Here is a 16,316-nt window from a genome sequence, read left to right as displayed (position 1 = left end):
CCCCCCCCCCCCCCCCCCCCCCCCCCCCCCCCCCCCCCATGCTCGGCAGCGGGGCTGGGGAGCGGGAATCGGCAGCGGGGCGCCTCAGACCACCGCGTCGCGCAGCCTGCGGCCGGGGTCCGTCGCGATCTCGACGTCCACGTGCAGCGCCACGTCGCGGTTCATGAGCTTGCGCACCTGACCCACCTCGCGCGGCGCGTCGACCACGAGGATCGCGCGCACGGTCGCGAGCCGGTGCCCCTCGGCGTTGGTGCGGTGCGCCCCCGCGACCGTCTCGAGGTACAGCGCGGTCCACCCCTCGTGACCGGTGGCCCCACCGCTCGGGTCGCCGCGGTAGACCACCTCGTGGAACGGCGAGGGCGTGCCGAACAGCGCGATGTCGTGCCCGAGCTGCTGCGAGAACACGTACGGCGCGTGCTGGGGGACCGGTGCCAGCCCCAGCAGCTCGCGCACGGGCTGCGGCTCGGCGGGCATCTCGTCGATGCCGAGGATGGCCCGCACGGTCGGCTCGGGGTCGTGCAGCGCCGCGGACCAGTGCCCGCCGGGCACAGGCCCGAACACCGCGTTGTCGCGCGTGGCGCAGTCTCCCACGGCGTACAGGCGGCGGAGCGCCTTGAGGGGCAGGTGCCCCGAGGTGCCCGACGGCGCCGCGACGGTCGGGGGAGCCACGCGCCCTGCGCTGTTGACCCGGATCGAGCCGCGCGGGTCGAGGGGGAGCGTGCCCTTGAGCCACGCGGTCGCGGGCCTGGCGCCCACCGCTGCCAGGACGAGGTCGCCCTCGATCGTGCGCCCGTCCGCGAGCACCACGGACCGGGCGCCCACCTCGGTGACCTGGGCGCCGGTGAGCAGGTGTGCGCCGGCGTCGGCGTACCAGCGGGCCAGGTGACCGCCGACCTCCGCACCGAGCTGACGCTCGAGCGGCGTCTGCGCGGCCTCGAGCACGGTGACCTCGCACCCTGCTCTCGAGGCGACCCCGGCGATCTCCGCACCGATCCAGCCCGCGCCGATCGAGACGAGGCGCGTCCCGGGGGTGAGGCGCTCGCGCAGGTGGGCGGCGTCGTCGGCGGTGTGCAGGGTGAGCGCGGCCTCCCAGCCGGGCGGGCGCACCGGCTCGGAGCCCAGGGCGAGGACAGCGACGTCGGCCGTGACGCGTCGGCCCGACCTGGTCGTGACCGTGACGGACCCGGTGCCGGGCTCGAGGTCGACCGCAGGGTCGTCGAGCAGCGCCTCGTCGGCCAGGACGGTGACGTCGACCCCGATCTCCTCGGTCAGCCAGGCCGGGCCCGGGCGCGTGAGCAGCTCCTTCGACAGCGGCGGACGGTCGTAGGGCGGCACCCCCTCCGCCCCGAGGATCGTCACGCGACCCGTGAAGCCGTGCGCCCGCAGGGCCGCCACGGTCTGGGCGCCGGCGAGGCCCGCGCCCACGACGACGACCGACCCGGCCGCAGGGCGCCGCGAGTGCGGCAGGACAGCAGTGGTGACTGGTGAGGGCACGGTCCCTACGGTAGTCGGCGGTAGGCTCGGACCCGTGAACTGGTGGGAAGCGTGAGCGACGTCACCGCGCCCGGGCGCGGTCCGTACAACGGCACCCCGACGCAGCATCGACCGCCGGCGCCACCCTCGTGGCACCGGCTCGACGGTGCGTCGGAGACCGGGGGCGCTGCAGAGGGTCACGCGGCGTCCGGGGATCCGCTCGCGCCTGTCGCCCCGCCCTCCGGGATCCCGCGCGTCTCCGGTGGCGACGGCGGGACCGAGTCGCTCGACCGACCCGCCACGGTGGTCGTGCCCGCCCCGCAGAGCAACCTCGCGATGTGGCTCGTCTTCGCCGGGGTCCTGCTCGCGGTCGCGGTGACGCTGGTCGTCGGCGCGCGCGCGGGGGTGCTGGTCCTCGTCGGGATCCTCGTCGTCGGGGCGGGTGTCCGCGCCTTCCTGCCGGGTCCGGGACCCGTGGGGCTCACGGTCCGCACCCGGTGGACCGATGTCATCATGTACCTCGCCTTGGCCGGTGCGATGGGCACGCTCGCCGTCACGGTCCCCAACATCTGACGGCTCGTCAGCCATCGGCCTGAGCCCGGACGAGCCCGGACGGGCTCGTCCGAACCCGGACAGCACGAGGCCCGGTCCGCAGCAGCGGACCGGGCCTCGTCGTCCTGGTGGAGCGGCGGCGTCAGGCCTTGGGGGCCGTGCCGTCCGTCGGCTGAGCGTCCGACGCGTCGGGTCCGGTGGTGTCCGCCTCTGCGGGCTCGGCAGCCTCGACGACCTCGACCGTCTCGGTCACCTCGACCGTCTCGACGGCGGTCGGAACCTCTGCGGCGGGGGTCGCCGCCTCCTCGGCGACCGCGGCGGCCGTCGCTGCGCCGGCAGTGGCGGTGGCGCCCGCAGCCCCCGTGCCCTCGGACACGACCGCGGCCTCGTCGACCACGAAGACCTCGTCCTCGGCCAGGAGGTCGTCCTGGACGGGAGCGAAGGCGAACGCACGGTAGAACAGGGCGGCGATCGCGGCGCCCGCGAGCGGCGCGACGATGAAGAGCCAGAGCTGGCTCCAGGTCCATCCACCGGCGAAGACCGCGGCGGCGAACGAGCGGGCGGGGTTGAGCCCGGCGTTCGTGAACGGCGCGACGACGATCAGCAGCACCGTGAGGGTCAGGCCGATCGCGACGGGCGCGAGCTTGGAGTTCGAGCGCTTGTCCGTGACGCCGAGGATCACGCCGACGAAGATGGCGGCCGCGACGATCTCGATGATGAGGGCGGACCAGACGCTGAACGAGAAGGCGCCGTTCGTCGCGGTCGCGAGCGGCGAGTGCTCGCCGAAGCCGTTGGCGGTCGCGGAGAGGAAGGCCTGCTGAGTCGCGTCGGCGATCAGGCCGCTCTGCTGGAGCACGGGGAGCGCGGAGGCGGGGATGGTCGCGAAGAGCACGGCGGAGGCGATGACACCACCGACGAGCTGGGCGAGCCAGTAGGGGAGGACGTCGGCCCAGGCGGTGCGGCCGCCGATGGCCGCGCCGAGCGTCACGGCCGGGTTGAAGTGTCCGCCGGAGACGTGCCCGACCGCGGCGATCCCTCCGAGGAGCGCGATGCCGCCGGCGAGAGCGACGCCGATCGTGCCCGTGCCGAGGCCGCCGACGCTGTAGAGCGCTGCGCCGAGGATCGCGAGGACGAGGAAGAACGTGCCGAAGGCTTCGGCGCCGAGCCGGGCGAGCAGGCTCGGCCCGACCACGACGGTCGTCTCGTCGACGACGACTGCGTCAGGTGCTGAAGTGTCCTGGGACATGGTGTTCCTGTCTGGTGTCTGTGTGTGGTCCGGGAAGGCCGGACGTTCGGGATGAACATGCGAGGTCGGTGCAGAACCGGCATCTCGGAGGCATCCTGCCACCGATGTCTGGGAGTTCGCTGATCAGTTCGTGACCAGTCTCACTCCGCGAGCGCGACCGCGCCAGAGGGGCGGGGCGGGCGCGTGGGGTGGGGGGCGTCGTCGGGCCGGGGGTGCCTGCGGCCCGGACCGGACGGAAAGTATCTTGATGTCGAGAAGTCGAGTACCCTGGGCGGCGGTCAGCATCAACGGTTCGCGCGCGCGAGTTCCGGCACTCGCCGGTAGCCCCCGGGCGGCCGCAGGTTCCCCTCGCAGAGTTGGAGTTACCCCCGCATGGGCAAGATCAAGGTCGTCAACCCGGTCGTCGAGCTCGACGGTGACGAGATGACGCGCATCATCTGGCAGTTCATCAAGGACCGCCTCATCTACCCCTACCTCGACATCGACCTCAAGTACTACGACCTGTCGATCGAGAACCGCGACGCCACCGACGACCAGGTGACGATCGACGCGGCGAACGCGATCAAGCAGTACAACGTGGGCGTCAAGTGCGCGACCATCACCCCCGACGAGGCACGCGTCGAGGAGTTCGGCCTGAAGAAGATGTGGGTCTCCCCGAACGGGACCATCCGCAACATCCTCGGTGGCGTCGTCTTCCGCGAGCCCATCATCATCTCCAACATCCCGCGCCTGGTGCCGGGCTGGAACAAGCCGATCATCATCGGCCGTCACGCCCACGGCGACCAGTACAAGGCGACCAACTTCAAGGTCCCCGGTGCCGGCACCCTGACGCTCACCTACACGCCTGCCGACGGCTCGGAAGAGATCAAGCAGACGGTCGTCACGTACGGCGACGACGGTGGCGTGGCCATGGGCATGTACAACTTCAACGAGTCCATCAAGGACTTCGCGCGCGCCTCGTTCGCGTACGGCCTGCAGCGGAACTACCCGGTGTACCTGTCGACCAAGAACACGATCCTCAAGGCCTACGACGGCCAGTTCAAGGACCTGTTCCAGGAGGTCTTCGACGCCGAGTTCAAGGACCAGTTCGAGGCTGCCGGCCTCACCTACGAGCACCGCCTCATCGACGACATGGTCGCCTCGGCCATGAAGTGGGAGGGCGGCTACGTCTGGGCCTGCAAGAACTACGACGGCGACGTCCAGTCCGACACCGTCGCGCAGGGCTTCGGCTCGCTCGGCCTCATGACGTCGGTCCTCATGACCCCGGACGGCAAGACCGTCGAGGCCGAGGCAGCGCACGGCACCGTGACGCGTCACTACCGCCAGCACCAGCAGGGCAAGCCGACGTCGACCAACCCGATCGCGTCGATCTTCGCCTGGACCCGTGGCCTCATGCACCGCGGCAAGATCGACGGCACCCCCGAGGTCACGGCGTTCGCCGAGACGCTCGAGGACGTCGTCATCAAGACGGTCGAGTCCGGCAAGATGACCAAGGACCTCGCGCTCCTGGTAGGCCCGGAGCAGGAGTGGCTGACGACCGAGGACTTCCTCGCGGCGCTCGACGAGAACCTGGCCGCCCGCCTGGCTGCCTGACCCCCTTCTCCGCACCGACGGCGCCTCACCTCCCGGGGTGAGCGGCGCCGTCGGGCGTTCCCGGGGGTGGGGGACGGGGCCGCGCGTACGGCCCGGCGCGGCCCCGCGTGCGGGGTGCGTGCGGCGCCCGCGGGTGTGACCGACGCCCCACGGGCGAGGTTCGCGAGTACCCCTGGGGAGCGCCGGGGCGTTGTGACAGAGTGTGGCCATGACAACTCCCGTGAACGTGACCGTGACCGGAGCCGCCGGTCAGATCGGTTACGCCCTGCTGTTCCGCATCGCCGCAGGTCAGCTCCTCGGACCGGACGTGCCCGTCCGCCTGCGACTGCTCGAGATCCCCCAGGGGGTGAAGGCGGCGGAAGGCACCGCGATGGAGCTCGACGACTGTGCCTTTCCGCTGCTGGCGGGCATCGACATCTTCGACGACCCGCGCGCCGGGTTCGAGGGGGCCAACGTCGGCCTGCTCGTCGGGGCACGCCCCCGCGGTCCGGGCATGGAGCGCGGTGACCTCCTCGAGGCCAACGGCGGAATCTTCAAGCCGCAGGGCGAGGCGATCAACGCCGGAGCGGCCGACGACATCCGCGTGCTCGTCGTCGGGAACCCGGCGAACACCAACGCGCTCATCGCCGCGTCGAACGCGCCCGACGTGCCGAAGGACCGCTTCACGGCCATGACGCGCCTCGACCACAACCGGGCGCTGACGCAGGTCGCCAAGCGCGCGGGCGTGCCCGTCTCCGAGGTCCGCAAGGTCAGCATCTGGGGCAACCACTCGGCCACCCAGTACCCGGACCTCTTCCACGCCGACGTCGCCGGCCGCCCGGGCGCCGAGCTCGCCGCGGACTCGGCCTGGCTCACGGGCGAGTTCATCCCGACCGTCGCCAAGCGCGGCGCGGCGATCATCGACGCACGCGGCGCCTCGTCGGCCGCGTCGGCCGCGAACGCCGCGATCGACCACGTCTTCGACTGGGTCAACGGCACGCCCGAGGGCGACTGGACGAGCGCGGGCATCGTGTCGGACGGGTCGTACGGCGTCCCCGAGGGCCTCATGGCCTCGTTCCCCGTGGTCTCGCGCGGCGGGACGTGGGAGATCGTCCAGGGCCTGGAGATCTCGGACTTCTCGCGCGAGCGCATCGACGCCTCGGTCGCGGAGCTCGTCGAGGAGCGCGACGCGGTGCGGGGACTCGGTCTGATCTGACGTCGTCCCGGGGGGCGGACCCGAGGTTCGTCAGGCAGGCCGACACGGTCGCCTGACGACCCTCGGCTCCGGCACCCGGTCCGGACGATCTCGGCGGCGGAAAATCCCTGCGTGCGCGTCGGAGGCCCGCCATAGGATCGACGGGCCATGACCGATGCACCCACCGGCTCTCCGACCGGCCCAGACCATGCCCCCTCCTCCCTGACCGCGACCTCGACGGACCCGGCGCGCCGCCTCGACTGGCGGCGGCTGCGCGGTCCGCAGGCCGTGGTCGCGCTCGTCGCGCTCACGATCGGTGCGGTCGGCGCCGCGTACGGCACGGTCGTCGCGGGCTGGCTCGCGGCCGACCCGACGACGGCGACGCTCCAGCTCCTCGCCGCGTGCATCGTGAGCGCAGCGCTGCTCGACACGGTCGGGCAGGTCGTCTGGGCCGGGGTCGTCGACCGGGCCGAGGGGCGCCTGCGCGGCGACCTGCTCTCCGCAGCCCTGCACCAGCCCCTGGCCACGCTCACCGAGCAGGCCGTCGGCGAGGTGCTGGACCGCGTCGACGACGACACCCACGCTGTCGGCACGCTCGTGCGCCGACAGGCCTGGGGCGCGGGACGCACGCTCGTCGGCGTGATCCCCATGTGGGTCGTGGCCGGTCTGACCTGGTGGCCCGCGTGGATCCTGTTCCCCGTGCTCGGCCTGGTCGCCGGGCTCATCGTGCGTCCTATGCTCGGGGAGATCGCCCGCCGGAAGGTGATCGAGGAGGCGGCCTGGACGGACCACGCGGCCGTGTTCGAGGAGGCCGTGGCCGCGCGCGACGACCTGCGCACGAGCCTGGGCCAGTCGTTCGCGGTGCGGCGGCTCGCCGAACGGTCGGCGCAGGTCCACCGCCGCTTCGAGGCCGTGCTGTCGGTCGAGTCGCGCATGCTCCGACGGGCCGGGCTCGTGCTCGCGTCGCTGCTCGCGGGCGTGGCGGTCTCGGGTGCGGCGCTCGCCGCCGACGGCCAGCTGGGCGTCGACCGCCTCGTCACGCTGTTCCTCGTCACCTCGATGTTCGTGGGGCAGACCGACAACCTCGTCCACCACCTGCCCGACATCCAGGAGGGGCTCGGGGCGCTCACGCGCATCCGGCAGATGCTCTCGGTCGCCCCCGAGCCGGTCGGCGGGCGCGACGTGCCCGCCGGACCGGTCGGCATCGAGCTCCGGGACGTCCACTTCTCCTACGCCGAGGGCACGTTCGCCCTCGACGGCGTGAGCCTGCACGTGCCCGCCGGTGCGACGGTCGCTCTCGTCGGCAGGACCGGTTCGGGCAAGTCGACCCTCGCGTCGTTGCTGTCCCGGGCGGTCGAGCCACCGCACGGTTCGGTGTTCCTCGGAGGTGTCGACGTGCGCGACCTCGACCTGCAGGCGCTGCGCGCCGCAGTCGGCGTCGTGACCCAGCGGACCGAGATCCTCGCGGGCACGCTCGCGGAGAACGTCGCGCTGTTCGCCGACGTCCCGCGCTCGTCGATCGAGGATGCGGTGCGCGAGCTGCGCCTCGACGACTGGGTGGCCGGCCTGCCCGACGGGCTCGACACGCTGCTCGGGCCTGGCGGGACGTCGCTGTCGGCGGGGGAGGAGCAGCTCGTCGCGTTCGCGCGCCTCCTGGTGCGCGACGTCCAGGTCGTCGTCCTCGACGAGGCCACGGCGCGCATGGACCCGTTGACCGAGGCCCGGGTCGTGGCCGCCTCCGAGCGGCTGCTCGCGGGGCGCACGGGGGTGCTCGTCGCGCACCGTCTGACGACGATCGAGCGTGCAGGCCTGATCGCGGTGCTCGACCGGGGCGCCGTCGTCCAGCAGGGCGACCGGGCCGCGCTCGCGCGCGTCGCAGGCCCCTACCGCGACCTGCTCGACGCGAGCGTCGCGCAGGACGGGCACCCGTCGTCGGCGCTGGTCGACGGCAGGCGCAGCGAGCAGGTCCTGGAGGGCGAGGGCGCGCGCCCGGGCGAGGGTGCCGCGGTGGTCCCCGGGGTAGCCGCCGGGTCGGTGGACCTCGCCGACGGTGACCCGGCGGCGGAGGCCGTCGGCGGCCGACGCAGGCTCGGTGAGCCGCCCGCCCTGGCGGACCCGGGCGACGGACCCAGCCTCGCGCGCGGCGTGCTGCACGCGCTGTTCGTGCGTCCCGCGTGGGGCGTCGTGGGCGCCGGGCTGTTCCTCGTGGCGAGCCTGGTCTCGGCGCAAGGGGCCGTCACGGGCTTCCTGTGGGGGCACGCCGTCCAGGGGCTCGACGAGGGCTTCCCGGTCACGCTGCTCGTCCCGTTCGTCGTGCTCCTCGTGGTCGCGCCCCTGTGCCTCGCGCGCGCCCTGTACGTCTACCCGCGGTGGTGGATCGAGGTCCTGCTGCGTGTGCGCATGTCCGTCATGGCGGGCCAGACGCGCCAGCACCGGCTCACCTCCACGCCGCCGGGCGAGGTCGTGGCGCGGGCCATGGACGCCGACCGCTTCGTGCGGTACGCCGACCGCTGGGTCGACTTCGTCAACGGGCTCGTCATCGCGGGTGTCACGGCCCTGCTCAGCCGGTCGTGGCTCGCGGGAGCCGTGCTGCTCGCGGTCATGGTCGTCTCGGCAGCCGCGTCGGCGCTCGGTCGCCCGATCGCGGGCCGGTCGGCCACACGGTCCTCGGCCGCCCGCGCCAGGTTCGGGCGTGCTCTGGTCTCGGCGCTCGACTCGGCGCGCTCGGTCAAGCTCGCGGCCCGGACCCCGCAGGTGCACGCGCACCTGCACGAGGTCGACGCGGGCCGGGTGCGGGCCGCGATCTTCGAGCACCGGGTGCAGGCCGCGCTCGACGGGGTACCGCTCGTCATGATCCAGCTCGGCGTCGTCGCCGCGTGGGCCGGGCTCCTGACGGGCACGTGGGACCTCGCGACGGCGCTCCTGGTCGCGAACGCGGTCAACGGCTTCGGGTGGTTCGGTGTCGTCGCTGGGGCGGTCGTGACCGAGGCGCCGGGCACGCGGTCGTGGCAGCGTGCGACGAGCCGGCTGGCCGCCGGGGCGGACCTCATGGACCTGCCCCCGGGCGTCGACCTCCTCTCGGGCGAGGCCCCCACACCCGTCCCGGGCACGCGGCAGGCGCTCGAGCTGCTGGAGCTGGCGGGCGTGAGCGCGCTGCACGACGACGGCACGATCGGCGTGCAGGGCGTCGACCTGACGATCGAGCGCGGGGAGCTCGTGCTCCTCCTCGGTCAGGTGGGGGCGGGCAAGTCGAGCCTTCTCGCAGCCCTCGCAGGGCTCATGGAGCACACGGGCCACATCCGCTGGAACGGGACCGACGTGGAGGACGCGCAGACGTTCCTGCGTCCGGGGCAGGTCGCGCACGTCGCGCAGGTCCCGCGCGTGCTGTCGGGGACGTTCGCCGACAACGTGCGGCTCGGGCACGAGCGCGAGGTCACCGGTCCGGTCGCGGCCGCGCGCATGGAGCGGGACGTGGTCGAGGCGGGCGGTCACGGTGCGCTCGTGGGGCATCGCGGGGTCCGGCTCTCGGGCGGTCAGGTGCAGCGGCTCGCGCTCGCCCGGGCGCTCGCGACCGACGCCGAGCTGCTGCTGGCCGACGACGTGTCGAGCGCTCTCGACGCCGCGACGGAGATCGAGCTCTGGTCGTCGTTGCGCGAGCGGGGGACCACGGTGATCGGGTCGACGTCGAAGCGCGCGGCGCTGGCCCGGGCGGACCGTGTCGTCGTGCTCCACGACGGCGCGATCGCGGAGGTCGGTCCCTGGAGCGACCTGGCGCCGCGGTGGGGGCACCTCGCGGGCTGACCCCCAGCGTCGACCCGTCCCGGCCGCGCCGTCGGGTCGCGTCGCACCCAGTGCCGAAGCCGAGGTCGGTCGGGCAGCTCAGCCGAGCCGCCCGACCGGCCTCGTTCTGCGTCCCTGGACAACAAACTCTTGCTGCAACTTTCTGCAAGGGCTACAGTCTGGGTCAGCCGGCGGCGGGGAGCGCCCGGCTCGGGAGACCACGCGGAGCGCAGAGGCTCGGTCACCCGGCGGTGCGTTCGCACGTCCGACTCCCCGGCGACAAGGGAGTCCTCATGCCATCACCTGCCCCCAGGCGGTCCTCCAGACCGCGCCGCACCACAGCCTCCGTCGCGGCGATATCGGTCGCGCTGACCGGGCTGACAGGCCTCACGGCCGTCGCCAACGCGGCGACCGGGCCCGTGGCGACCGCGGCCGGTGCGGCCCGCACCTTCGCGCTCGTCGGGAGCCTCCAGGACGAGACCGGCTGCGCGGCCGACTGGGACCCGGCCTGCGCCGCGACCGAGCTCGCGCCGACCGGCACCGACGGCGTCTACGCGGCCGACTTCACCGTGCCCGCGGGCACCTACGAGTACAAGGTCGCCGTGAACGACTCGTGGGACGAGGCGTACGGCCTGAACGGTGGCGCGGACAACATCCCGCTCGTCGTCGGCGGCCCCACGACCCTGCGCTTCACGTTCGACGACGTCGCCAAGCGCGTCTCGCTCGCGCCCGTCGGGCTCGGGGGAGCGTACGACGAGGCGACCGACGCGCCGATCGTGACCCCGCCCGTGCGCCAGCCGGGCTCGGACGAGCAGTTCTACTTCGTCATGACGGACCGCTTCGCCGACGGTGACCGGACCAACAACGAGGCCGGCATCGAGGGCGGCGCGCTGCGCTCGGGCTACGACCCCACGAACAAGGGCTTCTACCAGGGTGGCGACATCCAGGGCCTGCGCGACCAGCTCGACTACATCGAGGGGCTCGGGACCACCGCGATCTGGCTGACGCCGTCGTTCAAGAACAACCCGGTCCAGGGCGAGGGTGAGAACGCCTCGGCGGGATACCACGGCTACTGGGTCACGGACTTCACGCAGATCGACCCGCACCTGGGGACCAACGCCGAGCTCGAGGCGCTCATCGACGAGGCGCACGCCAAGGGCATCAAGGTCTACTTCGACATCATCACCAACCACACGGCCGACATCATCGACAACGAGCAGAAGCAGTACTCGTACGTCGACCAGGCGACCGTGCCGTACAAGGACGCCGCGGGCAACGCGTTCGACCCGGCCGACCACGCGGGCAAGGCCACGTTCCCCGCGATGGACGCCGCGACGTCGTTCCCCTACACGCCCGTGGTCGCCGACGACGCGAAGGACGCCAAGGTCCCCGCGTGGCTCAACGACACGACGCTCTACCACAACCGCGGCAACTCGACGTGGTCCGGTGAGTCCGTGACCTACGGCGACTTCGACGGCCTGGACGACCTCATGACCGAGAACCCGCACGTCGTCGACGGGTTCGTCGACGTCTACCAGGGCTGGGTCGACCTCGGCATCGACGGCTTCCGCATCGACACGGTCAAGCACGTCAACTTCGAGTTCTGGGAGACCTGGACCACCGAGGTCCTCGACTACGCCCACTCGAAGGGCAAGGACGACTTCTTCATGTTCGGCGAGATCTACGACGCCGACGCCGCCAAGCTCTCGCCCTACGTCCGCAGGACGGACATGAGCTCGGTGCTGGACTTCGCGTTCCAGTCCTCGGCCGCGAGCTTCGCGAGCGGCAACAGCGCCAAGGGACTGTCCCAGCTCTTCGCGAGCGACGACATGTACACGACGCCCGACACCTCCGCCTCGGCGCTTCCCACGTTCCTCGGCAACCACGACATGGGCCGCATCGGCTACCTGCTCCAGACCACGGGCGACGCGCAGCGCCGCGACGAGCTCGCGCACGACCTCATGTACCTCACGCGCGGCCAGCCGGTCGTCTACTACGGCGACGAGCAGGGTTTCGCGGGCGTGGGCGACGGCAAGGACAAGAACGCACGGCAGTCGCTGTTCGCGACCCAGGTCGGCGAGTACGCCGACCAGCAGCTCGTCACGGGCGAGACCGCGGGCAGCCAGGACCGCTACGACACCACGTCGCCGCTCTACACCCACATCGCCGAGCTGTCCGCGCTGCGCGCCGACAACCCGGCCCTCGCGACCGGCGCCCAGATCGAGCGCTACACCGACTCGGGCGCGGGCGTCTACGCGTTCTCGCGCGTGGACCGCACCGAGAAGATCGAGCACCTCGTGGGGCTCAACAACTCGGCCGCGGCCAAGACGGTCAGCTTCACGACCCTCACGCCGGGCGCGACCTACGCACCGCTCTACGGCGGTGACCCCGTCACGGCCGGTGCCGACGGCACGGTCTCGCTCACGGTCCCGGCACTGGGCTCGGTCGTCCTGAAGGCCGACCGCACGGTCGGCGTCGAGGCCTCGGGTGACGTGTCGGTCACGGTCCCGGCCGCAGGGGCGGGCCTCACGGGGGTAGCCCCGGTCGCCGCCGACGTCGACGACGCCGCGTGGTCCGAGACCAGCTTCGCGTGGCGCGTCGTCGGGTCGGACGAGTGGCAGGGTCTCGGCACGGCCGAGGACACCTCGCCGCGCGTCTTCCACGACGTGAGCGACCTGGCGAAAGGCACGCTCGTCGAGTACCGCGCCGTGACGGTCGACGCCGACGGCGACCGCGCGGCAGCCTCGACGTTCGCCAGCGTGGGGAACTCGGTCAGCGGCGACGAGGACGTCGAGCCCCCGACGGACATCGACCTGGTCACCGTCCCCGGCAGCCACAACTCCGAGATGGGGTGCGCGGGCGACTGGGCTCCCGGCTGCGAGGCCGCGAAGCTCACGAAGCGCGCCGACGGCGTCTACGCGGGCACGTTCGACGTCCCGGCCGGGACGTACGAGTACAAGGTCGCGATCAACGGCTCGTGGGACCTCAACTACGGCGTGGGCGGCGCGAAGGACGGCTCCAACGCGACCTACACGACCACTGGCGGCCCCGTGACCTTCTACTGGGACCCGGTCTCGCACGACTTCTCGAGCACCGCTCAGGGACCGATCATCACGGTCGCGGGCTCGTTCCAGGACCAGCTCGGATGCTCGGCCGCGTGGTCCCCGGACTGCCTGGGATCGTGGCTGCGCGACCCGGACGGTGACGGCGTCTACACGTTCACGACGTCGGCGCTCGCCACGGGCGCGTACGAGGGCAAGGTCACGCACGGCATGAGCTGGGCCGAGAACTACGGCGTCGGTGGCGTCAAGGACGGCCAGAACTACTCGTTCAGCGCGTCCGAGGGCAAGGCCGTGACGTTCTCCTACGTCCTGGCGACGCACGTCCTGACGGTCGAGGTCGCGGACCCGCCGCTGCCCGGCACGGGCCAGCAGGCGGCGCACTGGGTGAGCAAGGACCTGGTCGCGTGGCCGCGCGAGCTCCTCGCCGGGGCGGACCCGGCGACGCTGGGCTGGACGCTCCACTCGGCTCCGACGGGCGGCCTGAGCGTCGCCGACGGTGCGGTCGTCGCTCCGGAGGGGGCGTCGTCGTACTCCCTGGTCCTGGACCCGGCCGGCCTGCCCGACGACGTCGCAGCCGACTTCCCGGCCCTCGCCGACGCGCTGGCCCTGCGGGTCACGGGCGCCGACGGTGCGCCGATCTCCGTCGACGCGGCGACCGCCGCCCTGACGGGTCAGCTCCTCGTCGCCCAACGGACCGGTACCTCGGCCGACGCACCGCTCACCGCGGCGACCGGGGTACAGCTCCCCGGCGTCCTGGACGACCTGTTCGCGCAGGACGCCGCCGACCGCACCCTCGGTGCGAGCATCTACACCAACGGCAAGTGGGCCTCGTTCGCGCTGTGGGCCCCCACGGCCACCAAGGTCACGCTCCTCGCGTGGCCCGGCACGGGCGACGCCGCAGACCTGAAGAACGAGGACGCCCGGCGGTTCCCTGCCGAGCGCCAGGCCGACGGGACGTGGACGGTCGACGGGAAGGACGCCGACAAGAAGTTCGGCTGGGTCGGTGCCCGGTACCTCTACGAGGTCGAGGTCTTCGTCCCGTCCACGGGCACGGTCGAGACGAACGTCGTGACCGACCCGTACTCGCTCGGGCTCACGCTCAACTCGACGCACTCGGTCGTGGTGGACCTCGACGCGAAGACCACGCAGCCGAAGGTGTGGAAGGAGACCAAGGCTCCCGTCGTGGAGCGGGCCGTCGACCAGACGATCTACGAGCTGCACGTGCGGGACTTCTCGATCGCCGACGCCACGGTGCCGGCCGACAAGCGCGGCACGTACCTCGCGTTCGGGGAGAAGGCCTCGGCCGGCATGAAGCACCTCGCGGAGCTCGCCGACGCGGGCCTGACGACGGTGCACCTGCTGCCGACGTTCGACATCGCGACCATTGAAGAGGACCGGTCCGCGCAGTCGGTGACCGGCGACCTGAGCGGCTTCGCGCCCGACGGCACCGAGCAGCAGGCGGCCGTGGCCGCGATCCAGGGCACGGACGGCTTCAACTGGGGCTACGACCCGCTGCACTTCTCGACGCCCGAGGGGTCCTACGCCGTCGACGCCGAGGGGGCCGCGCGCGTCGCGGAGTTCCGCACCATGGTCGGGTCGCTGCACCAGACCGGGCTCCAGGTCGTGCTCGACCAGGTGTTCAACCACACCGCGGCCAGCGGCCAGGACCCCAAGAGCGTGCTGGACAAGGTCGTGCCCGGCTACTACCACCGCCAGAACACGACGACCGGCGCGGTCGAGACCAGCACGTGCTGCCAGAACCTCGCGACCGAGCACGCCATGACGGGCAAGCTCATGGTCGACTCGGTCGTCACGTGGGCCCGCGACTACAAGGTCGACGGCTTCCGCTTCGACCTCATGGGTCACCACTCGAAGCAGAACATGCTCGACGTCCGGGCCGCGCTCGACGAGCTCACGCTGAAGAAGGACGGCGTGGACGGCAAGGCCGTGTACCTGTACGGCGAGGGCTGGAACTTCGGCGAGGTCGCGGACAACGCGCTGTTCGAGCAGGCCACGCAGGGTCAGCTCGGCGGCACGGGCATCGGCACGTTCTCCGACCGCCTGCGCGACGCGGTCCACGGCGGGTCTCCCGTCGACGGGGCGTCGACGTTCACGCAGGGCTTCGGCACGGGCCTCGCGACCGACCCGAACGGGCAGCCCGCCCGGGCGGGGGAGCCGGAGAGCGTGAACGACGGGTCGCCCGACGAGCTCGCAGCGCTGGGCCACGAGACGGACCTGGTCCGTCTGGGCCTCGCGGGCAACCTGCGCAGCTTCACGTTCACGACGTCGACGGGCGAGACCCGGCGGGGAGACGAGATCGACTACCGGGGCGCGCCCGCGGGCTACGCGGACTCGCCCGAGGAGGTCATCAGCTACGTCGACGCGCACGACAACGAGACGCTGTTCGACCTGTTGACCCTCAAGCTGCCGGCGGACACGTCGATGGCCGACCGGGTACGCATGAACAACGTCTCGCTCGCCACGACGGCCCTGTCGCAGACACCGTCGCTGTGGCACGCGGGCACCGACCTGCTGCGTTCCAAGTCGCTCGACCGCAACAGCTACGACTCGGGCGACTGGTTCAACGCGATCGACTGGACCGGGACCGACAACGGCTTCGGCAGGGGCCTGCCGCTCGAGGCCGACAACGGCGAGAAGTGGCCGCTCATGGCGCCGCTGCTCGCGAACCCGGCGCTCAAGCCGGTCGCGCAGGACATCGAGACGGCGGCCGACGACGCGGCCGACCTGCTGCGGCTGCGGTCCTCGACGGACCTGTTCCGCCTGGGCAGCGCGGACCTGATCAACCAGAAGGTCACGTTCCCCGACGCGGGGACCGGCCAGGCGCCCGGCGTGATCGTCATGAGCATCGACGACACGGTCGGGGCGGACGTGGACAAGGAGCTCGACGGCGCGCTCGTCGTCTTCAACGCCTCGCCCGAGCCGGTCACGCAGACGGTCGCGGGCCTGGTGGGCCGCCAGTACACGCTCTCGCCGGTCCAGGCCGACGGTCGCGACGACATCGTCAGGACGACCACGTGGGACGCCGCGACCGGTACCGTCACGGTCCCGGCACGCACGGTCGCGGTGCTCGTCGAGCCCCGCGCCGCGAAGGTCGAGCTCACCGCCACGGCGCGCACCCAGTGCGCCGCGGGCCGGGCGACCGTCACGGTCGTCGCCGTCAACGCCGGAGCGGTCCCCGCGACGGTCCGGGTCGAGACGCCGTTCGGCGCGAAGACCTTCACGGGCGTCCTGCCGGGCAAGTCCGCCCAGCAGACGTTCGCGACCCGCCAGACGCAGGTCCCCGCCGCGACGGCCACGGTCACGGGCACGGCGACGATCGGCGGCAAGGAGGTCCGGACGGCGTACGACGCGACCTACGCGGCCCGCGACTGCGGGTAGCACCCGTGGACGACTGAGAGCGGAGCCCGCGCGAGAC

At 72.5% G+C, this 16,316-nt stretch carries 7 protein-coding genes; 5 read left to right on the top strand and 2 right to left on the bottom strand.

Features of this window, described 5'->3' with window-relative positions; genetic code table 11:
• Nucleotides 1-84: 84 nt before the first annotated feature.
• Nucleotides 85-1,494: an NAD(P)/FAD-dependent oxidoreductase gene (locus H9652_RS07885; protein WP_318244040.1), complete on the bottom strand. Its 1,410-nt coding sequence runs from the start codon at nt 1,492-1,494 to the stop codon at nt 85-87.
• A gap of 51 nt (nt 1,495-1,545) precedes the next feature.
• On the opposite strand from H9652_RS07885, the gene H9652_RS20255 reads away from it, so the two are divergent.
• The gene (locus H9652_RS20255) at nt 1,546-2,046 is read left to right on the top strand and encodes a DUF3017 domain-containing protein (protein WP_318244039.1); all 501 of its coding nucleotides are present in this window, start codon (nt 1,546-1,548) and stop codon (nt 2,044-2,046) included.
• Nucleotides 2,047-2,167: 121 nt separating this feature from the next.
• Here the strand turns inward: H9652_RS20255 and H9652_RS07875 are convergent, their stop codons facing one another.
• Nucleotides 2,168-3,271 carry an aquaporin gene (locus tag H9652_RS07875; RefSeq protein ID WP_191795761.1) on the bottom strand — a complete coding sequence of 368 codons (1,104 nt, stop codon included), beginning with the start codon at nt 3,269-3,271 and terminating at the stop codon, nt 2,168-2,170.
• A 372-nt stretch (nt 3,272-3,643) separates the two neighbouring features.
• On the opposite strand from H9652_RS07875, the gene H9652_RS07870 reads away from it, so the two are divergent.
• The 4 genes from H9652_RS07870 to pulA all read left to right on the top strand — a co-directional run bounded on the left by H9652_RS07870 (nt 3,644) and on the right by pulA (nt 16,279).
• On the top strand, nt 3,644-4,864 hold the full coding sequence (locus tag H9652_RS07870; RefSeq protein WP_191795760.1) for an NADP-dependent isocitrate dehydrogenase: 1,221 nt from the start codon (nt 3,644-3,646) through the stop codon (nt 4,862-4,864).
• A gap of 208 nt (nt 4,865-5,072) precedes the next feature.
• A complete protein-coding gene (locus H9652_RS07865) occupies nt 5,073-6,059 on the top strand; it encodes a malate dehydrogenase (RefSeq protein ID WP_191795759.1) in 987 nt (328 codons plus the stop codon).
• A 147-nt stretch (nt 6,060-6,206) separates the two neighbouring features.
• Complete coding sequence (locus tag H9652_RS07860; RefSeq protein ID WP_191795758.1) at nt 6,207-9,839, top strand: ATP-binding cassette domain-containing protein; 3,633 nt, start codon at nt 6,207-6,209, stop codon at nt 9,837-9,839.
• 272 nt (nt 9,840-10,111) lie between these two features.
• Nucleotides 10,112-16,279, top strand: a complete 6,168-nt coding sequence (pulA, locus tag H9652_RS07855; RefSeq protein ID WP_191795757.1) for a pullulanase-type alpha-1,6-glucosidase — start codon at nt 10,112-10,114, stop codon at nt 16,277-16,279.
• Nucleotides 16,280-16,316: the final 37 nt, after the last annotated feature.

It is taken from the genome of Oerskovia rustica, from assembly GCF_014836555.1.
Taxonomy (GTDB): domain Bacteria; phylum Actinomycetota; class Actinomycetes; order Actinomycetales; family Cellulomonadaceae; genus Oerskovia; species Oerskovia rustica.
Note: the sequence above shows the minus strand (reverse complement) of the source record. Positions and strands in the feature narration are given on the sequence as shown.